A 19,883-nucleotide genomic window follows, 5' to 3' on the forward strand; every position below is an offset into this window, starting at 1 on the left:
AGCTTCGTTCAGGCGCGGGTATTAGCAACGCCCGGACGGGCGGGCAAGTTCAGTAAAGCCCGCCCGAGGACAGCGTCCCGAAATCGGCCTGATCGGGCACAACGACGGTGTCGCCGCTCGAGGTGGTGATCGTCCGGTCCGAACCGTTGCCAAGTTCTTCTGGCGTGTAAAGCGGCAGGTTCGACGCCATGGCGAAGCCGCCGTCGTAGGTCAGGCCGAAGGTCGGTTCCCCGCCGTCGCGGAAGTATTCGGCGACCACGCTGGGCCCCGAGGCGTCAGGCGGCAACGGCATCCCGGTGAACCGGTCGATCTTGATGAAGCGGCCGCCCGGCGGCACCTCGAACGGGCCGCCGCCGTAGCGCGCCACGGCTTCCTCCATGAATTCCTGGAAGACCGGCGCGCACAGCGTGCCGCCATAGGCGCTGGGGCCAAGGCTGCGCGGCTGGTCGAAGCCCATGTAGCAGCCCGCCGCGATGTTCGAGGTGAAGCCCACGAACCACACATCGCGCGCATCGTTGGTGGTGCCGGTCTTGCCGGCGGTCGGCACCGGCAGGTTCACGCGGCTTGCCGCCGTCCCGCGCTGGACCACGCCCTCCATCATCGAGGTGATCTGGTAGGCGGTGACCGCGTTCATCACGCGCTGGCGCTCGGACGTGATCAGCGGCCCGTACCCGGGCTGCAGCGACGCGACCTGGCAATCCTCGCAGGTGCGCTGGTCGTGGCGATAGACGGTGGTTCCCCAACGATCCTGCACGCGGTCGACCAGCGTGGGTTCGACCCGCTCGCCGCCGTTGGCGAACATCGCATAGGCCGCGACCATGCGGTAGAGCGTCGTCTCTTCCGACCCCAGCGAGTTGGCAAGGAACTGGCCCATGTTGTCGTAGACGCCGAAGCGTTCGGCATAGGTCGCCACGACGTCCATGCCGACCTCCTGCGCAAGACGCACCGTCATCAGGTTGCGGCTTTGCTCGATCCCGGTGCGCAGCGGCGTGGGCCCGTAGAACTTGTTCGACGAGTTGCGCGGCCGCCAGATGCCCGCGCCGGTGTCGATGGCGATCGGTGCATCGATGATGATCGAGGCCGGCGTGAAGCCGTTGTCGAGGGCCGCGGCATAGACGAAGGGCTTGAACGCCGAACCCGGTTGCCGCGTGGCCTGCGTCACCCGGTTGAAGACGCTGTCCTGATAGGAAAAGCCGCCCTGCATGGCGATCACGCGGCCGGTGTTCACGTCCATCGCCATGAAGCCGCCCTGGACTTCGGGGATCTGGTGCAGGCTCCAGCCTTCCGCGCCCTCGTCGCGGCTGACATGCACGACGTCGCCGACGCTCAGGACATCGCCCGCCCCGCGCGCGCCGCGGATCCAGCGCACCGACTCGGCCGGGATCCAGTGACCGTCGGCGTCCTCGTCGATGCCTTCGATCCCGATGCGGGCCGAGCTTTCGCCCAGCGACAGGACCACGGCCGGATACCAGCCGGGCACGTCGCGCGGCACCTCGGTCGCGGCAAGCGCCGCGCGCCAGGCGGCCTCGTCGTCCAGCGCAGCGGCGTCCAGCGTCTTGCCGGTGCCGCGCCACTGGCCCTGCGACCGGTCATAGGCCTCAAGCGCGCGCCGCATGGCGCGGGCGGCGATGGCCTGCATCTCGGGGTCGGCGGTGGCGCGGACGGTATAGCCCCCGCCCATGAACTCGTCCTCGCCGAAGTCGCGGCTGAGCTGGCGGCGGATCTCGTCAGTGAAGTAGTCGCGCGGCGGAAGCTGGTCGCGGAACCCTTCGATCTCGCCGCCCTGGACGGTGCGAAGCGGCGTGGCCACGGCTTCGTCGTGCTGCTCCTTCGTGATGTAGCCGTTCTCGTACATCTCGCGCAGCACGAAGTCCCGCCGCGCAACCGCGCGCTCGCGGTCGCGGACGGGATGGAAGTTCGACGGCGCCTGCGGCAGCGCGGCCAGATAGGCCGCCTCGGCCGGGGTCAGTTGCGACAGCGTCTTGTTGAAATAGGTCTGCGCGGCGGCGGTGACGCCATAGCTGTTCTGGCCGAGGAAGATCTCGTTGAGGTAAAGCTCGAGGATTTGGTCCTTGCTCAGCGTGTGCTCAAGCCGGACCGACAGGATCAGTTCCTTCAGCTTGCGCTCGGCCGACCGGTCCGAGGACAGCAGGAAGTTCTTGACCACCTGCTGCGGGATGGTCGAGGCGCCGCGCACACGCTCGCCCCGGGTCTGCACGGCCTCGACCGCGGCGGCGGCGATGCCGCGCAGGTCATAGCCCTGGTGCTGGTAGAAGTTCTTGTCCTCGGCCGAGATGAAGGCGCCCTTCACGATCTCGGGCACGTCGCCGATCGGGGCGTAAAGCCGGCGTTCCTGGGCGAACTCGTCGATGATGCGGCCTTCGACCGAATAGATCCGGCTGATCGTGGCGGGGCGGTAATTGGCCAGTTGCTGGTGATCGGGCAGATCGCGGCTGTAGAAATACAAGACCGCGCCAAGCGCGATCGCGCCCATGAAAAGGCCGATGGTCACCCAACTGAAGATCGCCCCGAAGACGGACAGAATGAACCTGGTCACGCGCAGCCCTTTCACCGTTGCGGGCAGTCTATACGATTCCCCGGCCCCGCGGTCAAAACATGGGCGACCCGCGCCGGCCGGAATCGGCCGGTCGCGACGTCACGTTCCCGCGAGGCGGCAAGGCGACGCGTCGGCGCGGGCTATTGCCGCAGCAGCCGCGCCTGGGCGGCGTCCTCGGCCGCCCAGTCCACCAGCGCCGCGGCAAGGCCCTGCGCGGCCTTCGCGCGCCAGTCGGGATCGGCCAGACGCTTGCGGTCGCGCGCGCTTGACAGAAAGCCGATCTCGATCAGGAGCGAGGGGAAGTCGGGGCTTTTCAGGACCGAGAACGCGGCCGAGCGCAGCGGGCGGCTGTTCACCTTAACGCCCGCCTCGCGGAAGCCTTCGACGACGGTCTCGGCCAGCCGCGCCGCGCGCGGCGCGGTTTCGGTGCGGGCAAGGTCCATCAGGATCAGCGCGATCTCGTCGCTGTGGTTCGACAGGTCGAGCCCGGCCAGAAGATCGTCGCGGTTGTGGCGTTCGGCCAGCGCCAGCGAGGCCTCGTCGGTGGCCTCGTCCGACAGGGTATAGACCGTGGCCCCCGACGCGCTGCCCGCGCCTTCGGCCAGCGCATCGGCATGCAGCGACAGGAACACCGACGCCCCAGCCTGCCGCGCCAGCGTGATCCGCGTCTCGAGCGGGACGAAGACGTCGGCGTCGCGGGTCAGAGCCACGTCGAAGGACCCGGTGCGCAGGATCGCCTCCTTCAGTTCGATGGCGAAGGTCAGCATCAGATGCGCCTCGGTCAGCCCGTCGGCCTGCGCGCCCGGATCGATCCCGCCATGCCCGGGATCGAGCACGATCACCGGCCGGTCGGCCCGGCGCGGGGCCGCGGGCGTGCGGGCCTCGGCCCGGCGCGGCGCGGGGCGGAACAGTGCGCTTTCAGGTTCGCCCGCGCTGGCGGCGAAGACATCGGCCGGGATCGGCACCATGCGCAGCGCCAGTTCGGCCCGGCCATCCTCGAACCGGGTATCCAGTGCCGCGTCCGCGATCGCCAGAGGTCCGGCAAGGTCCAGCACGATGCGCGACCAGCCCGGTTCGACCACACCCAGCCGCGCTGCGGCAACCTGCGCGCTGTCGTTCGTGACCGGGACACCGGCCCAGTCGACCTCGGCGAAGTCGAGGACGACGCGCTGCGGGGCGTCAAGCGTGAAGACGCGCCAGGGCACCGGCTGGCTGAGGGTCAGGCGCAGCTCGGTCGCGCCGTCGGCGGCCTGCGTCAGACTCAGCCCGCCGGGGCCGGTTACACGCGCCAGCGCACGCAGATCGCCCTGTGCGGCTGCGGGAAGCGCCGGAAACAGCGACAGAAAGAGAAAGGCCAGTGCGGCCAGGAGACGAAGACTGCCCATGGGTTGCCTGTTTTCTTTTGACTATAGCGGCAAGCGCGTGACCGCGAAACGGGTTTTGCGCCTAGCCGCGCGCCGCCATGAAGCGTGCCAGCCGGTCAAGTCCTTCGGCGATGTCGGCAGTCGCGCGGGCATAGGAAAAACGCAACGTGCCCCGGCCCCGGAGCGGGTCGAAATCAAGCCCCGGCGTGACCGCCACACCGGCGCTCTCAAGGATCTCGGCCGCGAAGGCGCGGCTGTCGTCCGTCAGGTGCGACACGTCGGCATAGATGTAAAAGGCCCCGTCGGGCGGCGCGATGCGGTCGAAGCCCGCGCGCGGCAGACCGTCGAGCATCAGGCGCCGGTTCGCGGCATAGACGGCAAGGTTCGCGTCAAGCTCGTCGCGGCAGTCCATCGCCGCCAGCGCCGCGACCTGGCCCGCGTGAGGGGCGCAGATGAACATGTTCTGCGCCAGCCGTTCGACCGGCCGCACCATGGCCGCGGGCACGACCATCCAGCCGACGCGCCAGCCGGTCATCGAGAAGTACTTGGAGAACGAGTTGATCACCACAACTTCGTCGGTGATCTCGAGCGCGCTGACGGCCGGCTGGTCGTATTCGATGCCGTGATAGATCTCGTCCGACACCACCGCGGCCCCCTGCCCGGCCGCCGCCCCGATCAGCCCGGCCAGCGCCGCGCGGTCCAGCATGGTGCCCGAAGGGTTCGCGGGCGAGGCCAGGATCAGCCCGGCGATGTCGCGCGGCAGATTGTCGGGCCTGGGCTGGAAGCGGTCCTCTGCCCGCGTCGGGATGCCCACCGGCCGCAGGCTGAGCGCCTTCAGGATCTGGCGATAGGACGGATAGCCGGGGTCGCCAAGCGCCACGGCCTCGCCCGCGTCGAACAGCGCCGTGAAGGCCAGCAGGAACGCCCCCGACGACCCCGCGGTGACGATCACCCGCGCGGGATCAAGGTCGACGCCATGGCGGTCGCCATAGTGCCGCGCGATGCGGGCGCGCAGCGCCGGCAGGCCAAGCGAGACGGTATAGCCAAGCGCGTCCTGCGCCATCGCGCGCGCCAGAGCGGCCCGGGCGCCGGCGGGCGCGGGGGTGCCGGGCTGGCCCACCTCCATGTGGATGATGTGGCGCCCGGCGTCTTCGGCGGCGCGCGCGGCCTCCATCACGTCCATGACGATGAAGGGGTCGACCTCGGATCGGCGGGACAATCGCATGGGGGGCCTTTCGCTGACGCGCCCACAGACCTGCCGCGCCACCGCCGCAAGGTCAATGCCGCCCCTGGCGGCGGGAGAGCGCTCAACTTTTCGCGGGGTCCCCTTGCCTCGGGCGGGTCATCTGTCATTCTGCCGCCCGACCAACAGGAGACATCCATGATCCGCAGTCTGATCGCCGCCGCGGCGACCGCAACCGTTCTGTCCGCCCTGCCCGCCGCGGCCTTCGACATGACCGACATGTCCGACGCCGAGCGCGCGGCCTTCCGCGCCGAGGTGCGGGCCTACCTGCTTGAGAACCCCGAGGTGCTGATGGAGGCGATCGCCGTGCTTGAACAGCGCGAGGCGATGGCTCAGGCGCAGGCCGACGTGAACCTGATCGCGGAAAACGCGCCGGCGATCTTCGAGGACGGTCATTCCTGGATCGGCGGCAACCCCGAGGGCGACGTGACCCTGGTCGAGTTCATGGATTATCGCTGCGGCTTCTGCCGCCGCGCCCACCCCGAGGTCGAGGCCCTGCTTGCCGGCGACGGCAACATCCGCCTGATCGTGAAGGAATTCCCGATCCTGGGCGAGGAATCGCTTCTGGCCTCGCGCTTTGCGATCGCGACCAAGCTTGAAATGGGCGACGACGCCTACAAGACCGTTCACGACGCGCTGATCGAGATGCGCGGCGAGGTCACGCTGGCCTCGCTCGAGCGGCTGGCGGGCGAGCTTGACCTGGACGTCGACGCGGTGCTGACCGGGATGGTCGACCCCGAAGTCGACCGGATCATCGCCGAGAACCGCGCGCTGGCGCAGACGCTGGGCATCACCGGCACGCCGACCTTCATCCTGCCCGGCCAGATGCTGCGCGGCTATCTGCCGCTTGACGGCATGCAGGCCGTGGTGGCCGAGGAACGTGGCGAAGGCTGACGCGTCGGCGCGGGCGCCCCGACTGGGCCTTGCACTTGCGCTTTGCGCAACGGCCGCAGACGCCGCACACGCCGGGGGGCTGGAGTTGTCGTCCGCGGACCGTGCCGCCTTTCGCGCCGAGGTCCGGGCGCTGCTGCTTGACGAGCCGCAAATCGTCGGGCGCGCGCTTGGCACCCTGCCGGTCGACCCCTTTGCCGGCTATTCCGACGAGGCCGCGCGCGATGCCGCGCTTCTGGCGCAGCGCGCCGCCGCGCTGACGGACGATCCCGGCGACTGGCGCGAGGGGCCGGCGAATGGCGTGACGCTTGTGGCCTTCCTTCCGCCCGCCTGCGCCGATTGCGCCGATCTTCTGGCCGACCTGCGCGCGACCGCGGCCGGCGCCGGGGCGAGGCTGGTCGTCAAGGACGCAGCCACCCCCGAGGCGGCGGCGCGCTTCCTGACCGCCGTTCATGCCGAACTTGGCGCCGAGGCCTGGACCGAGGCCCGCGTGGCCCTGGCCGGGTTCCCGCAGGCCGACGATCCCGAGGCCCTTCTGCGGCTGGCCGCAACGCGGGCCTGGCCCGTCGGCCGGCTGCGCGACGCCATGGCGGCCGACCCCACGCAGGCACGGCTGGACCGGGTAAAGGGGCTGGCGGCCGAGCTTGGCTTCGACCTGGCCCCGTCCTACGTGGCGGGCGGCATCCTTGTGCGCGGCCACGTGCCGCCGGCGGTGCTGGCGCGCTATCTCGGGCGCTAAAGGCCGCCTATTCGGCGGCCTGTTCGGCGGCGGCCTGCGCAGCCTCGATCTCGGCCGCCTTGCGTTCGACCTGTTCGACGATGTGGTCGATCATCCGGTCGTTCGACAGCTTGTGGCTTTGCTTGCCCGCCAGATAGACCATGCCCGACCCCGCGCCGCCCCCGGTGAAGCCGACGTCGGTCATCAAGGCCTCACCCGGGCCGTTCACCACGCAGCCGATGATCGACAGGCTCATCGGCGTCTTGATGTGTTCCAGCCGCTTTTCAAGGGCTTCCACGGTCTTTATCACGTCGAAGCCCTGCCGCGCGCAGGACGGGCACGAGATGATGTTGACGCCCCTGTGGCGCAGGCCAAGGGCCTTCAGGATCTCGTAGCCGACCTTGACCTCTTCCACCGGATCGGCCGACAGCGACACGCGGATCGTGTCGCCGATGCCCATCCACAGAAGGTTGCCAAGCCCGATCGCGCTTTTGATCGTGCCGGTCATCAGGCCGCCGGCCTCGGTGATGCCAAGATGCAGCGGCGCGTCGGTGGCCTCGGCGATCGCCTGATAGGCGGCGGCCGCCAGGAACACGTCCGAGGCCTTCACGCTGATCTTGAACTCGTGAAAATCGTTGTCCTGAAGGATCTTGATATGGTCGAGCCCGCTTTCGACCATCGCCTCGGGGCAGGGTTCGCCATACTTGTCGAGAAGGTCCTTCTCGAGGCTGCCGGCGTTCACGCCGATGCGGATCGCGCAGGCGTGGTCCTTGGAGGCCTTGATGACCTCGCGCACGCGCTTTTCGTCGCCGATGTTGCCCGGGTTGATGCGCAGACAGGCCGCGCCCGCCTCGGCGGCTTCGATGGCGCGCTTGTAGTGAAAATGGATGTCGGCCACGATCGGCACCGGGCTTTCGCGCACGATCTCGCGCAGGGCGCGGGTCGAGGCCTCGTCCGGGGTCGAGACGCGCACGATGTCGGCGCCCGCCTCGGCCGCGCGCAGCACCTGCGCGACGGTCGCGGCCACGTCGGTCGTGTCGGTGTTGGTCATGGTCTGCACCGAGATCGGCGCATCCCCGCCCACGGCGACGCTGCCCACCTGGATCTGGCGCGACTTGCGCCGGTAGATGTTGCGCCACGGACGGATGTGGTTGAGCGACATCGCGCCTCTCCCGGTGTTCGGCTTGCGTTGGCGAAAGAATAGGGCGGCGGAGCGGGCGTTACAACGGGCGTTCAGCCAGCGGCACGCCCCTGCGGCCCGGCGTCCTTAGTCCGAGACGACCGGCGCCGCGTCCGGGGCGGTCTGCGCCTCGGCCACGGCGACGAAGCGCGCAAGATCGGCGTCCCGGCTCAGGTCGGCCACGGCGAACCGTTCCGACAGCGCCTCGGGCGCCAGCGCCACGTCGCGCACCACCGACGCGCCTTCCCCGGCGGGGCCGAAGGTCCGGCCGTTCACCCGGAAATAGACCGACCCGGCGTTTCCGGCCCGCAGCCTGGCGGGCTCTTCGGTCGCGGGGATGACGAATTCCTCGCCCGAGTCGAGGATCTTCTCGAAGATCACGGTGCCATCGGCGGCGCGCACCCGCACCCAGGACGGGCGGACCGCGAACATCACGACGCCCGGCGCGGCCTCGGCCACGACCTGCACCGGCGCGCCCCCGGACTGGGGTGCGGGCAACAGTGACGGGGTCGCCTCGTCGGGAATATCCCCCAGCGCCGCGAAGTTGTCGGTGCCCGGCAAGGTCGAGCGCAGCGCGCCCACCGACCGGGGATCGAGGGTCGAGATCGGCCCGTCGCGCGCCACAAGCACAGGCACGTCCAGCGCCTCGGGGCGGTAAAGCCGGTCAAGCGCCTCCATGCTGGGGGGTGTCACGGCCTCGGCCGTCGTCACCTCGCCGTCGACGGGGGTCTGGGGCGTGGCGATCGGGTCAAGCTCGGACAGGACGCGCGGCGTCTGGTCGACGGGCGCGAAGCGGACCTTCTGGACCTCCTGCAGGACCGCCCAGCCGCCATAGCCGATGCCCGCGATCAGCGCGACCAGCACCGCCATCGAGCCGATGGCGCCGGGTTCGATCGTGGCCAGCTTGCGCTCGCCGCGGGGAATGTAGGAGACGTTGGGCTCGATGAAGGGATCGCGGGCGCCACCCTTGGAGGCGCGCTGAACCTTGACCGGGCGCGCGCCCGAGGCTTCGGCCGACATGCCATGGGCGACCGAAAAGCCGCTTTCCTCGCAGAAGGTGCGGAAGGCCCATTCGGGATCGAGGTCGAGATAGCGCGCATAGGACCGCACGTAGCCCGCGACGAATCCGGGCGTCTCGAACGCCGTGGGGTCGGTATTCTCGATCGCGGCGATATAGGTCGCCTTGATCTTGAGTTCGCGCTGCACGTCAAGCAGCGACTTGCCCATCGTCGCGCGTTCGCCGCGCATGATGTCGCCCAGCCTGAGACGAAAGTCGTCGAACCCAAGGGGGCGCGACGATTGCCCTTCTTCTGCCGGCCCGATCCGCCCGCTCATCACACCGCCTGCCCCAGTCGCGCCCAAGTGTCCCGTCCGGCACCGCGAGAATCGCCGCCTGCCGGTTGGCTTCAACGTTAACACACCCTGCAGGGGCGTGCATGAAGGAACTCTTTAGGCGGAAAGCTCGGCGCGATTAAGCGCACAATGCGACCAAAGTTGGTCCATGGCGCTGACAAGGGCGTCGATCTCCTTCGGGCCATGCACCGGCGAAGGCGTGAACCGCAGCCGCTCGGTGCCGCGCGGCACCGTGGGATAGTTGATCGGCTGGACATAGATGCCGAAGCCTTCCAGCAGCATGTCCGACAGCTTCTTCGTGTGCACCGGATCGCCCACGATCACCGGCACGATGTGACTGCCATGGTCGATGATCGGCAGGCCAAGGCCCTTCAGCCGCAGCTTGAGGATCTTTGCCTGGGTCTGGTGTGCCGCGCGCAGGGCCGTGTCGGTCTTCAGATGCCGCACGCTCGCCGCCGCGCCTGCCGCGACCGCGGGCGGCAGCGAGGTGGTGAAGATGAAGCCCGGCGCATAGGACCGGATCGCGTCGCACATCTTCGCGCTCGACGCGATGTAGCCGCCCATCACGCCATAGGCCTTGGCGAGCGTGCCGTTGACGATGTCGATGCGGTGCAGCAGCCTGTCGCGTTCGGCCACGCCGCCGCCGCGGGGGCCGTACATGCCCACCGCGTGCACCTCGTCGATATAGGTCAGCGCACCGAATTCCTCGGCCAGGTCGCAGATCGCCGCGATCGGCCCGAAGTCGCCGTCCATCGAATAGACGGATTCGAAGGCGATGAGCTTCGGCGCCTCGGGGTCGTCGGCCTCAAGCAGCGCGCGCAGATGCGCCACGTCGTTGTGGCGGAAGACGCGCTTCTGCCCGCCGTTGCGGCGGATGCCCTCGATCATCGAGGCATGGTTGAGCGCGTCGGAATAGATGATCAGCCCGGGAAAGATCCGCGGCAGCGTCGACAGCGTCGCGTCGTTGGCGATGTAGGCCGAGGTGAAGAGAAGCGCCGCTTCCTTGCCGTGCAGGTCGGCCAGCTCGGCCTCGAGCGCCTTGTGATAGACGGTCGTGCCGCTGATGTTGCGCGTGCCGCCCGACCCCGCGCCGGCGGCGTCCAGCGCCTCGTGCATGGCCGCCAGCACCACCGGATGCTGGCCCATGCCCAGATAGTCGTTGCCGCACCACACCGTGACAGGACGGTCGGTCCCGTCGGCACGCCGCCAGGTCGCATGCGGGAAATGCCCGCGATGACGCTCGATGTCGATGAAGGTCCGGTAGCGTCCCTCGTCATGCAGGCGCTGCAACGCCGCGTCGATCCTGGCTTGGTACTCCAACTGGAATCCCCCTCACATCTGGTCCTGGCTATGTATCTTCACCGGCCAGAAAACAAAACCCGTCAATTTGCCGCTCTGATCCAGATCAATCCACCACCACGACCCGGCAATCCCCGGCGCCCGGGCGATCGGCCTGGCAGGCCGCCAGCGCCGCCTCCGGGCCCGTGCCGATGGCATAGGCGCCCGTGACCTCGGAAATCGCGAAGGCCTTGGGGGACTTGGCGCGGCGATAGGCCTTCGAGAAGGCGGCGCTCGCATCGTAGGACAGCGACAGAGGCCGCGCCTCGTAGCCCCGCGGCAGCACCCGCGCCGCGACCTGGCAGGGCGCCGTCCCGGACCCGCGCACCGCGTTGCAGGCCGCGATGGCCGCCGCGTCGGCGCTGGCGACGCTGTGATAGTTCATCGCGCTCTGCAACGCTTCGGTCAGGATCCCCTCGTCCGGGGAATAGGCGATGGCGGCATAGTATTTCACCGGCCCGTTGATCTGCTGCTCGAGCAGGTCGATCGTCTTCTTCATGATTGCCTGGTCGGTGGCGTCAAGCGCGCCCGACACCGCGACGGTGCTGCCCCGGGTGCCGAACAGTACCGCCTCGGCCTCTTTCGAGGTCAGCGTCTGCGCCGCAGCGGCGGTGGCGGTGGCGAAGGCCAGGGCAGCGGCGGTGCCAAGCGTCGGATATCGCACGTCGGTCTCTCCTTGCGCGGTCGGGTCGTCGCGGACGTTGCCCCGAACCTAGCGCCCCGGCCACCGGGTTTCCAGAGCGACAGGGTGACCCGGCCCCGGGCGTCTTCTGGCGCGAAATACCTCGGGGGTGAATTGGCCGCCCGGCCAAGAGGGGGCAGCGCCCCCTACCCTTTGCCTGCCACGCGCGCCGCCTCGACCGTGTCAAGAAAGCCGCCAAGCGCCGCCGCCGTCTCGTCGGGGTAGAGATCGACGAAGAAATGCCCGCCCGGGCAGGCCGCCGCGCGCATGTCCTCAAGCCGCCCGGCCCAGGTCGCGGCGATGTCGAAGCGGCGTGCCATCACCCCCTCGGCGCCCCACAGGACCAGTGCCGGGCAGGCCACACGCCGCTCCAGGTCGGCCGCATCGTCGGCGAAATCCACGGTCAGCGCGGCGCGGTAGTCGGCGCACATCCCCGCGATCGTCGCCGGATCGCGCCAGGCCGCGCGGTAGGCCGCCAGCGCCCCCGCGTCGAAATCGCCAAGCCGCGCGCCGCCCCAGCCCAGAAGGCAGGCCTCGAAGAAGTGGTCCGGGTCGTGGCCGATGACCGTCTCGGGGAACGGCGCGGGCTGGGCCAGGAAGGTCCAGTGCCAGTAATCTGCGGCAAGGGTGGCGTTCCAGTCCGAGAGCAGCCGGTGGGTGGGCACGATGTCCATCACCGTCAGCGAGGCGACCGCCCCGGGATGGTCCAGCGCAAGGCGATGCGCCACCCGCCCGCCCCGGTCGTGCCCGACAAGGTGAAAGCGCTCGAAGCCCAGGCCCCGCATCAGCGTCACCTGGTCGCGCGCCATCGCCCGGAAGCCGTAGGCCGCCAGGTTGGCCGCATCGGGCTTTGACGAGGCGCCGTAGCCACGCAGGTCGGCCGTCACAACGGTGAAGCGGCGCGCCAGTCGGGGCGCCACGCGATGCCAAAGCGCGCGGGTCTGCGGAAAGCCGTGCAACAGAAGAACCGGCGGCCCCTCGCCGATCAGATCATAGGCGATCTCGGCCTCGTCGGTGCGCATCAGCGGCATGGCGTTCTCCCTTTCGGGAAGAACAGCACGCGCGGCCTCGGAGGGGAAGTGGCGCGGTTGACGGGGCTCGAACCCGCGACCCCCGGCGTGACAGGCCGGTACTCTAACCGACTGAGCTACAACCGCGCATTGGGGCGGTCCGGGCGGCGGGAGGGCAGTGGCGCGGTTGACGGGGCTCGAACCCGCGACCCCCGGCGTGACAGGCCGGTACTCTAACCGACTGAGCTACAACCGCGCGTCTGCCTGCCCGGGCCAGGCCCGAACGTGTGGGGCGTTCTATGGCCCGCTCTCCGCCTCGTCAAGCGGCGATGGACGCCCCGCATGAAGAAAAGCGCGGCGTGCCCGCAGTTCAAGGGGCGCGCTGCGATCCGTTCGGCGCCTTACCTGTCGGGCAGCGGAATGAACTCGGCGTTGTCGCCCGGCGGAAGCTGGAACCGGCCGCTTTCCCACTCGCCCGCGCGCCAGGCCTCTTTCGCCTCTTCGATGCGCTCCTTCGAGGAGGCGACGAAGTTCCACCACAGATAGCGCGGCCCTTCCAGCGTCTCGCCGCCCAGCAGCACAAGGCGCGCGCCCTGCGGCCCGGCGGTGACGTTGAGGCGGTCGCCCGGACGCAAGACCATCATCCGGCCGGCGGGATAGATGTCGCCCGCGACCGAGATCTCGCCCTCGACGACGTAGATGCCGCGATCCTCGTGGTCGTCGGGCAGCGGCAGGGCCGCCCCGGGCGCCAGAACCGCGTCGGCATAGAACATCTCGGACAGGGTCCTGACCGGGGCCTTCGCCCCGTAGGCGGTGCCCAGAAGCAGGCGCACCGTCTTGCCCTCGGCCTCGAGCACCGGAAGCGTGTCGGCCGGCGCATGTTCGAAGGCCGCGGGGCGGTCCTCGTGGTCCTTGGGCAGGGCCACCCAGGTCTGCAGCCCCGACATCGTCATCGGCCCCTCTGCCGTGGCGTCGTCGGTGCGCTCGGAATGGGTGATCCCGTGACCCGAAACCATCCAGTTGACGGCACCGGGCTCGATCCAGGCGTCGGTGCCCAGCGAATCCCGGTGATGCATCCGGCCCTGGTAGATGTAGGTCACCGTCGCCAGGCCGATATGCGGATGGGGGCGGACGTCGATGCTGTCGCCCTTCAGGATCTCGGCGGGGCCGAACTGGTCGAAGAAGATGAACGGCCCGACCATCTGCCGTTGCGGTGCGGGCAGCGCGCGGCGCACCTCGAACCCGCCAAGGTCGCGGGCGCGGGGGATGATCACCGTCTCGATGGCGTCGACGGCGTCGCCGGTGGGCGTATGCGGATCAAGCGCGGGGTTCCAGCTCATCGCGGGCCTCCTTGACGGTCTGCAGATGGCCTGACTGTGGACTTCTGCGCGCCGAAGCACCACCCCGAATTCCGGGTCAGGCCATGTGCAGTCACGCACAATTCCGCGAGATCGGAAAGGAAAGGTGGCCCGGCGCTGTCCTCCCCAGAACGCGCCGGGCCAGGCACGACCGGGGGCGGAGCCCCCGGCCGGCACCGCGGTTCTTGCACGATCGAGTGCGGCCACGGCTGCCCGCCCGGTCACGTGAGTGATGGACTTGGGCGCTGGCCGCAGGGCCGCGCCGCGAACGCACGAGCGGTGGCTTCACCTAGCGGAAACCGGCCTTGTGGCGTGAGTCACGCGCCTACGTGACATCGGCCGACATCGCGGGAATGAAGCCGCAATTCACGGCCTTCATCACCGCCGAGGTGCGATCGGACACGCCGAGCTTGCGGAAGATGCGCCGCACGGTGGTGTCGACGGTGTGCACCGAAATATGAAGGATCTCGGCGGTGACCGACTTGCTCTTGCCGCGCGCGAGCCAGGTCAGCACCTCGCGTTCGCGCGGCGACAGGTCGGCGTCGGTGCGGTTGCGCTCTTCGATCAGGGTGCAGGCGCGCAGGTGCAGAAGCTGCGCGACGATCTGGAACTCGGCCAGTTGCGCGGCGCTCAGCTTGCGCGGGGTCTTGCCGAAGCCGAAGCCGACATAGCCGTGGCGCATGTTCGGCCCGAAGACCTGGATGGCCACGCCATCGCCCATGTCCGACCCTTCCAGCGACTCGAGATAGGCCGCCTGGTCCTCGGCCAGGCGCGTCAGGGCGGCGGTGTCGCTCCACAGGAACGGATCGGCGGTACGGCGCGCGAGCGCGGGGATCGGGTCGATCTCGTAAAGCCGGTCGCCCACGTAGGTTTCGACCCAGTCACGCGGAAACCCGTGGGCGACGATGTGGAAGCCGGAATGCGGGCTCATCGCGACGTCGTCCATGACCTCGCGCAATGCCTCCGGGTCCGCATAGTTGACCGCCGATCCCCAGTGCCGGTCGACGCCATGGTGGTGATAGCTGACGCGATCGATGCCCTGGGTGGCGCAATAGCGCAGCAGAAGCTGCCACAGTTCGAGCCCCGTGGTCGCAGCGGTCGCGCCTTCGAGAAGTTCGTCCTTCGTCATCGCGGTCCCCTGGGCGGCCGGTAGACCGAACCATAGACCCGGCAGACGCGCTGGCGAAGCGGGAATTCGGGGCAGGAACTCGGATCAGGACGCGGGACGGCGGGCCGACAGGGACACGGACGCTGGTGGGTGGTGAGGGACTCGAACCCCCGACATCTTCGGTGTAAACGAAGCGCTCTACCAACTGAGCTAACCACCCGACGCCCGCCCCTTAGCCGAATGCCCCCGTTGCCCGCAAGACCGATGGCCGGGGTGCCGCAGCAATCTGCCCGCGGGATCGCGTCGGGCGGCGAAACCGCGCCTGCGCCCCGGACCGGTCCATCCCTGCGGGAATGCGCGGCGGCCTTGGCCGCGGTGCGAACGATGATGGCCCATGGCACTCAGGCACTGCCGGAGGTCGAGTATCGAAGGGAAAGATGGTGGGTGATGAGGGATTTGAACCCCCGACATCTTCGATGTGAACGAAGCGCTCTACCACTGAGCTAATCACCCGACGGGGGCGGGGAATAGCGCCCCGGCCGGCATTGCGCAAGCGGAAAGAGGGCGCCCGCCAAGCGGTGCGGCGGGGCCGCCCGCCGGCGGGGGCAAAACGGGGGCAGATCGGGGCTGAACGGGGCCAGCACGGGGCCAGGACGGGGCCAGCACGGGCCCGGCGCCACTGTTACCCAATCGCACGCTCCTTTCGAAATCCGGAGCCGACCCGCCTTTCTTCTTGACGCGAGGGCATCGCGAGGCGCCAGATTTGCGGGCGGCCGGCCCGAAGACGTGGCGCCTTCGGACATGTCGCGCCGCAGGGACAGTCTGGAGAGAATGACCATGAAGAAGTTTGTTGCCGCGGCGGCGCTGTCCGCCCTAGTCGCGCAACCCGCGCTGGCCGGCGGTATGGCCGAACCGGTGATGGAACCCGAGGTCATCGCCGAGGAAAGCGTCGGCACCGGCGGTGGCTGGGTCGTACCCTTGATCCTGATCGCGCTTGTCGCGGCCGTCGCCTCGGCCAGCGGGTCGTCGGACACGCCGATGACGCCGGAAGTGCCGATGCCGTCGCTTCAGTAACATCACCGGGTCCACCCGACCCGAACGGAAACGGCCCCGGAGCGCACTCCGGGGCCGTTCCTGTTTCTGGCCGGACGCGCGGCTTAGTGCGCCGTGGCGCTGGCGGCGTCGGTGTCGCTGCCCGGGGCCGCCTTGGCCGCGGCGGCTGCCGCCGCCTCTTCGGCCTGCTCGTCCCATTCGATGGGCTCGGGCTGGCGCACAAGGGCCAGCTTCAGCACCTCCGACACGTGGGACACCGGAACGATGTCGAGGCCCGACTTCACGTTGTCGGGTATCTCGGTCAGGTCCTTGGCGTTCTCCTCGGGGATGAACACCGTCCGGATGCCGCCGCGAAGGGCCGCCAGCAGCTTTTCCTTCAGCCCGCCGATGGCCAGCACGTTGCCGCGCAGCGTGACCTCGCCGGTCATGGCGATGTCCTTGCGCACCGGGATCTGCGTCAGCACCGACACGATCGAGGTCACCATCGCCACGCCTGCGCTGGGCCCGTCCTTGGGCGTCGCGCCCTCGGGGACGTGGACGTGAATGTCCCAGTGGTCCAGCCGGGGCGGCTTCACGCCGATCCGGGGCGCGATCGAGCGGACATAGCTGGCCGCCGCGTCGATCGATTCCTTCATCACGTCGCCCAGCTTGCCGGTGGTCTTCATCCGGCCCTTGCCGGGCAGGCGCAACGCCTCGATCGACAGCAGATCGCCGCCGACGCTGGTCCAGGCGAGGCCGGTGACGACGCCCACCTGATCCTCCTTCTCGGCCAGGCCATAGCGGAACCGCTTGACGCCAAGGAACTCTTCAAGGTTCTCGGGCGTCACCACGACCTTGGCGGTCTCGCCCTTGATGATCTTGGTCACGGCCTTCCGGGTCAGCTTGGCGATCTCGCGCTCGAGGTTCCGCACCCCGGCCTCGCGGGTATAGGTGCGGATGATCTCGGTCAGCGCGGCGTCGGTCAGCTCGAACTCGCGGGCGCGCAGGCCATGGTTCTTCATCTGCTTGGCGATGAGGTGGTGCTTGGCGATCTCGCGCTTTTCGTCCTCGGTGTAGCCCGCCAGCGGAATGATCTCCATCCGGTCGAGCAGCGGCCCCGGCATGTTGTAGCTGTTGGCCGTGGTCAGGAAGAGAACGTCCGACAGGTCGTATTCCACCTCGAGGTAGTGATCGACGAAGGTCCCGTTCTGTTCGGGGTCGAGCACCTCGAGCATGGCCGAGGCCGGGTCGCCGCGGAAGTCGTGACCCATCTTGTCGATCTCGTCGAGAAGGATCAGCGGGTTCGTGGTCTTCGCCTTCTTCAGCGCCTGGATGATCTTGCCCGGCATCGAGCCGATGTAGGTCCGGCGGTGTCCGCGGATCTCGGATTCGTCGCGCACGCCGCCAAGGCTGATGCGGATGAACTCGCGCCCCGTGGCCTTCGCCACCGACTTGCCAAGGCTGGTCTTGCCGACGCCCGGAGGGCCGACAAGGCACAGGATCGGGCCCTTCAGCTTCTTCGAGCGCTGCTGGACCGCCAGATACTCGACGATCCGTTCCTTGACCTTCTCGAGCCCGTAGTGATCGTCATCGAGGATCTTCTCGGCGCGGCCGAGGTCCTTCTTGACGCGCGAGCGCACGCCCCACGGGATCGACAGCATCCAGTCGAGGTAGTTGCGCACCACCGTCGCCTCGGCGCTCATCGGGGCCATGGACTTGAGCTTGCGGATTTCGGCTTCGGCCTTCTCGCGCGCTTCCTTCGACAGTTTCGTGGCGGCGACACGCTCTTCCAGCTCGGCGATCTCGTTCGAGCCGTCCTCGCCGTCGCCCAGCTCGCGCTGGATCGCCTTCATCTGTTCGTTGAGGTAGTACTCGCGCTGCGTCCGCTCCATCTGCGACTTGACGCGGGTCTTGATCTTCTTCTCGACCTGAAGGACCGACATCTCGCCCTGCATCAGGCCATAGACCTTCTCAAGCCGCTCGGCGATCGAGAGGGTTTCGAGAAGCTCCTGCTTCTGGTGCACGTCAACGCCCAGATGCCCGGCCACGAGGTCGGCAAGCTTGGCGGGTTCGCGCGTCTCGGCGACGGCGGCCAGCGCCTCTTCGGGGATGTTCTTCTTGATCTTTGCGTAGCGTTCGAACTCTTCGCCGACCGAACGCAGCAGCGCCTGAACGCTGGCCGCATCGCCGGTCTCTTCGTCCAGACGCTCGGCCCGGGCTTCGAAGAAGCGGTCGTTGGTCAGGTAGTCGAGGATGCGCACGCGGCTCTTGCCCTCGACCAGCACCTTCACGGTGCCGTCGGGCAGCTTGAGCAGTTGCAGCACGTTGGCCAGAACGCCGATGCGGAAGATGCCTTCGGTCGTGGGATCGTCGACCGAGGGGTCGATCTGGCTGGACAGCAGGATCTGCTTGTCGTCCTGCATCACCTCTTCCAGCGCGCGGACCGATTTCTCGCGGCCCACGAACAGCGGCACGATCATGTGGGGAAAGACCACGATGTCGCGCAGCGGAAGAACGGGATAGGACGTTTCGATGTGCTCGTTCATCTGTTTTCCTTCTTGGCGAGAAGGCACTGGCCCCGTCAGCGGCAGCCCCCGGCCTTCTCCGGTATCGGGCACGACATGTGGGGGTCGCGGCCCCGCAGGTCAACCATGGCTTCCTGTCGGGCGCAGCTTGCCCCGTGTCCGCGCGCGGGGCAAGCGGTCTTCGCAGAAAGGGTGAAGGGCGGTCCCGCCGGGGGCGGACCTGCGGCGCGCCGTTCAGCGGCCATCCGAAGTGATCTCGTGCCACAGCTTCGCGGCGTTCGCGCGATAGTCGAACCTTGCGATCGCGGCCTGGCGCGCCGCCTGCCGCATCGCCGCCGCGGCCGCCGGATCGGTGGCAAGGAACTCGATCGCGCCGGCGATCGCGCCCACGTCCTCCTGCGGCACCAGAAGGCCATCCACGCGATCCACGATCATGTCGGGCGTCCCGCCGATCCGCGAGACGATGACCGGAAGGCCCATCGCCATGGCCTCCATCACGGCGACGGGGGCCGCCTCGCCCTGCCCCACGCTGGTCAGCGCCAGCGCGTCGGCCGTGCCGAGGATCGCGCGCACCTCGTCCTCGGACTTGCTTCCGTCAAGCCGCGCCGTCGCGGTCAGGCCCAGCGCCGCGATCTCGGCGGCGATCTGGTCGCGCGCCGGACCTTCGCCGACGATCCGGTATTCGATCGCAAGCTGCGGGGCGCGCGCGGCCAGCTCGGCCATGGCCCGCAGAAGGAAGCGATGCCCCTTCGTCATGTTGAGCCGCGCGATGCTGACGATCCGGAACGGCGCGCCCACCGGCCGTTCGGCTGCATGTTCGGGCGGCCGGAACTCGTCGGTGTCGACCCCCATCATGATCACGGGGGCGCGCAGCGCAGGGGCGACCGCCGCGATTTCGGCGGCAAGGGGGCGGGTGACGGCGCTGACGAAGCTGGCGCCGGCGAACTTCATCGCGTGGTCCGAGCCATAGACGCTCAGCCCGCCATGCAGGGTCAGGCTGTAGGACGGACCGCCCATCAGGCGCGCCATCGCCCCGATGTTGGCCGAGTTCGCGCAGGAATGAATGTGGACATGGTCCAGCCCGGCCCGTGCGGCCAGGCTTCGCAGCGTCGCGGCGACGGCGACAAGGCCCAGGTTCTTCGCGACCTCGCGGGGTCCGCTCGCGGACAGGCGCGCGGCATAGCGCAGCGCCCGCACCACGCCCTGCGGGCTGCGCGCGATCGCAGACGCCATGGCGCCTGGCTCCGGCGGGAAAAGATAGGTCGTCCGGGCGACGGCCGCCTCGCGGAACGCGTGCGGGCAGGCGTCGGCCGGTGGCTTGCGCGTCGAGATCAGCCGGATCTCTGCCCCAAGCTCTTCCAGCGCGCGGATCTCCCGCCAGAAGAACGCGTGGGTCTGACCGGGAAACTCCGGAACGAGATAACCGACCTTCATGTTCCCTGCCTCCGCTCGCGGGTGGGGTCAGATGCCTGCAGGGTCAGGACGATGTCAAGGATGGCTGCCCCCGGCCCTGCGGGACCGCGC

General features: G+C 69.0%; 15 protein-coding genes and 4 tRNA genes. 3 read left to right on the plus strand and 16 right to left on the minus strand.

The genetic code is table 11. The features are described from left to right. Window positions 1-49: 49 nt before the first annotated feature. From ACRDNQ_RS13145 to ACRDNQ_RS13155, 3 genes are all read right to left on the minus strand, one after another. Window positions 50-2,557 carry a penicillin-binding protein 1A gene (locus ACRDNQ_RS13145; RefSeq protein WP_431829153.1) on the minus strand — a complete coding sequence of 836 codons (2,508 nt, stop codon included), beginning with the start codon at window positions 2,555-2,557 and terminating at the stop codon, window positions 50-52. A 140-nt stretch (window positions 2,558-2,697) separates the two neighbouring features. Further along, window positions 2,698-3,942, minus strand: a complete 1,245-nt coding sequence (locus tag ACRDNQ_RS13150) for an N-acetylmuramoyl-L-alanine amidase (protein WP_431829154.1) — start codon at window positions 3,940-3,942, stop codon at window positions 2,698-2,700. Between the two features lie 61 nt (window positions 3,943-4,003). Next, window positions 4,004-5,146 (minus strand): pyridoxal phosphate-dependent aminotransferase, encoded by a 1,143-nt coding sequence (locus ACRDNQ_RS13155; RefSeq protein WP_431829155.1) that lies wholly within the window; start codon window positions 5,144-5,146, stop codon window positions 4,004-4,006. A gap of 156 nt (window positions 5,147-5,302) precedes the next feature. Here ACRDNQ_RS13155 and ACRDNQ_RS13160 point away from each other — a divergent pair, with 156 nt between their 5' ends. Then, window positions 5,303-6,058, plus strand: coding sequence for a DsbA family protein (locus ACRDNQ_RS13160; RefSeq protein ID WP_431829156.1), 756 nt, complete (start codon window positions 5,303-5,305; stop codon window positions 6,056-6,058). Next, on the plus strand, window positions 6,045-6,794 hold the full coding sequence (locus tag ACRDNQ_RS13165) for a thioredoxin domain-containing protein (protein ID WP_431829157.1): 750 nt from the start codon (window positions 6,045-6,047) through the stop codon (window positions 6,792-6,794). Before ACRDNQ_RS13160 ends, ACRDNQ_RS13165 begins: the two co-directional genes overlap by 14 nt. 7 nt (window positions 6,795-6,801) lie before the next feature. Here the strand turns inward: ACRDNQ_RS13165 and ispG are convergent, their stop codons facing one another. The 11 genes from ispG to ACRDNQ_RS13220 all read right to left on the minus strand — a co-directional run bounded on the left by ispG (window position 6,802) and on the right by ACRDNQ_RS13220 (window position 15,315). Continuing rightward, on the minus strand, window positions 6,802-7,935 hold the full coding sequence (gene ispG, locus ACRDNQ_RS13170; protein WP_431829158.1) for a flavodoxin-dependent (E)-4-hydroxy-3-methylbut-2-enyl-diphosphate synthase: 1,134 nt from the start codon (window positions 7,933-7,935) through the stop codon (window positions 6,802-6,804). 105 nt (window positions 7,936-8,040) lie between these two features. Then, on the minus strand, window positions 8,041-9,288 hold the full coding sequence (locus ACRDNQ_RS13175; RefSeq protein WP_431829159.1) for a helix-turn-helix domain-containing protein: 1,248 nt from the start codon (window positions 9,286-9,288) through the stop codon (window positions 8,041-8,043). Window positions 9,289-9,402: 114 nt separating this feature from the next. After that, window positions 9,403-10,626: a 5-aminolevulinate synthase gene (hemA, locus tag ACRDNQ_RS13180; RefSeq protein ID WP_431829160.1), complete on the minus strand. Its 1,224-nt coding sequence runs from the start codon at window positions 10,624-10,626 to the stop codon at window positions 9,403-9,405. Between the two features lie 85 nt (window positions 10,627-10,711). After that, window positions 10,712-11,308, minus strand: a complete 597-nt coding sequence (locus ACRDNQ_RS13185; RefSeq protein WP_431829161.1) for a 5-aminolevulic acid synthase — start codon at window positions 11,306-11,308, stop codon at window positions 10,712-10,714. 164 nt (window positions 11,309-11,472) lie between these two features. Next, window positions 11,473-12,357, minus strand: a complete 885-nt coding sequence (locus tag ACRDNQ_RS13190; protein WP_431829162.1) for an alpha/beta fold hydrolase — start codon at window positions 12,355-12,357, stop codon at window positions 11,473-11,475. A 49-nt stretch (window positions 12,358-12,406) separates the two neighbouring features. Next, window positions 12,407-12,483: transfer RNA gene (locus ACRDNQ_RS13195), tRNA-Asp, on the minus strand. 32 nt (window positions 12,484-12,515) lie between these two features. Beyond that, window positions 12,516-12,592 (minus strand) — tRNA-Asp (locus tag ACRDNQ_RS13200). A 145-nt stretch (window positions 12,593-12,737) separates the two neighbouring features. After that, the gene (locus ACRDNQ_RS13205; protein ID WP_431829163.1) at window positions 12,738-13,676 is read right to left on the minus strand and encodes a pirin family protein; all 939 of its coding nucleotides are present in this window, start codon (window positions 13,674-13,676) and stop codon (window positions 12,738-12,740) included. A gap of 343 nt (window positions 13,677-14,019) precedes the next feature. Beyond that, on the minus strand, window positions 14,020-14,823 hold the full coding sequence (locus tag ACRDNQ_RS13210) for a helix-turn-helix transcriptional regulator (protein ID WP_431829164.1): 804 nt from the start codon (window positions 14,821-14,823) through the stop codon (window positions 14,020-14,022). 123 nt (window positions 14,824-14,946) lie between these two features. Continuing rightward, window positions 14,947-15,022 (minus strand) — tRNA-Val (locus ACRDNQ_RS13215). A 218-nt stretch (window positions 15,023-15,240) separates the two neighbouring features. Beyond that, a tRNA-Val gene (locus ACRDNQ_RS13220) sits at window positions 15,241-15,315 on the minus strand. 324 nt (window positions 15,316-15,639) lie between these two features. On the opposite strand from ACRDNQ_RS13220, the gene ACRDNQ_RS13225 reads away from it, so the two are divergent. Beyond that, window positions 15,640-15,876, plus strand: coding sequence for a hypothetical protein (locus ACRDNQ_RS13225; protein WP_431829165.1), 237 nt, complete (start codon window positions 15,640-15,642; stop codon window positions 15,874-15,876). Window positions 15,877-15,959: 83 nt separating this feature from the next. On the opposite strand, the gene lon is transcribed toward ACRDNQ_RS13225, so the two are convergent. Then, window positions 15,960-18,380, minus strand: coding sequence for an endopeptidase La (lon, locus tag ACRDNQ_RS13230; protein ID WP_431829166.1), 2,421 nt, complete (start codon window positions 18,378-18,380; stop codon window positions 15,960-15,962). A 213-nt stretch (window positions 18,381-18,593) separates the two neighbouring features. Then, window positions 18,594-19,793, minus strand: coding sequence for an exopolysaccharide biosynthesis GT4 family glycosyltransferase EpsE (epsE, locus tag ACRDNQ_RS13235; protein ID WP_431829167.1), 1,200 nt, complete (start codon window positions 19,791-19,793; stop codon window positions 18,594-18,596). Window positions 19,794-19,883: the final 90 nt, after the last annotated feature.

The organism is Saliniferula longa (assembly GCF_050789285.1).
Lineage (GTDB): Bacteria > Pseudomonadota > Alphaproteobacteria > Rhodobacterales > Rhodobacteraceae > CAVPWP01.

Coding starts and splice junctions, on each gene's coding strand:
- ACRDNQ_RS13190 (WP_431829162.1), bottom strand. CDS start 12,357: ATGCCGCTGATGCGCACCGACGAGGCCGAGATCGCCTATGATCTGATC.
- ACRDNQ_RS13150 (WP_431829154.1), bottom strand. CDS start 3,942: ATGGGCAGTCTTCGTCTCCTGGCCGCACTGGCCTTTCTCTTTCTGTCG.
- ACRDNQ_RS13205 (WP_431829163.1), bottom strand. CDS start 13,676: ATGAGCTGGAACCCCGCGCTTGATCCGCATACGCCCACCGGCGACGCC.
- ACRDNQ_RS13175 (WP_431829159.1), bottom strand. CDS start 9,288: ATGAGCGGGCGGATCGGGCCGGCAGAAGAAGGGCAATCGTCGCGCCCC.
- ACRDNQ_RS13210 (WP_431829164.1), bottom strand. CDS start 14,823: ATGACGAAGGACGAACTTCTCGAAGGCGCGACCGCTGCGACCACGGGG.
- ACRDNQ_RS13225 (WP_431829165.1), top strand. CDS start 15,640: ATGAAGAAGTTTGTTGCCGCGGCGGCGCTGTCCGCCCTAGTCGCGCAA.
- lon (WP_431829166.1), bottom strand. CDS start 18,380: ATGAACGAGCACATCGAAACGTCCTATCCCGTTCTTCCGCTGCGCGAC.
- epsE (WP_431829167.1), bottom strand. CDS start 19,793: ATGAAGGTCGGTTATCTCGTTCCGGAGTTTCCCGGTCAGACCCACGCG.
- ispG (WP_431829158.1), bottom strand. CDS start 7,935: ATGTCGCTCAACCACATCCGTCCGTGGCGCAACATCTACCGGCGCAAG.
- ACRDNQ_RS13160 (WP_431829156.1), top strand. CDS start 5,303: ATGATCCGCAGTCTGATCGCCGCCGCGGCGACCGCAACCGTTCTGTCC.
- ACRDNQ_RS13155 (WP_431829155.1), bottom strand. CDS start 5,146: ATGCGATTGTCCCGCCGATCCGAGGTCGACCCCTTCATCGTCATGGAC.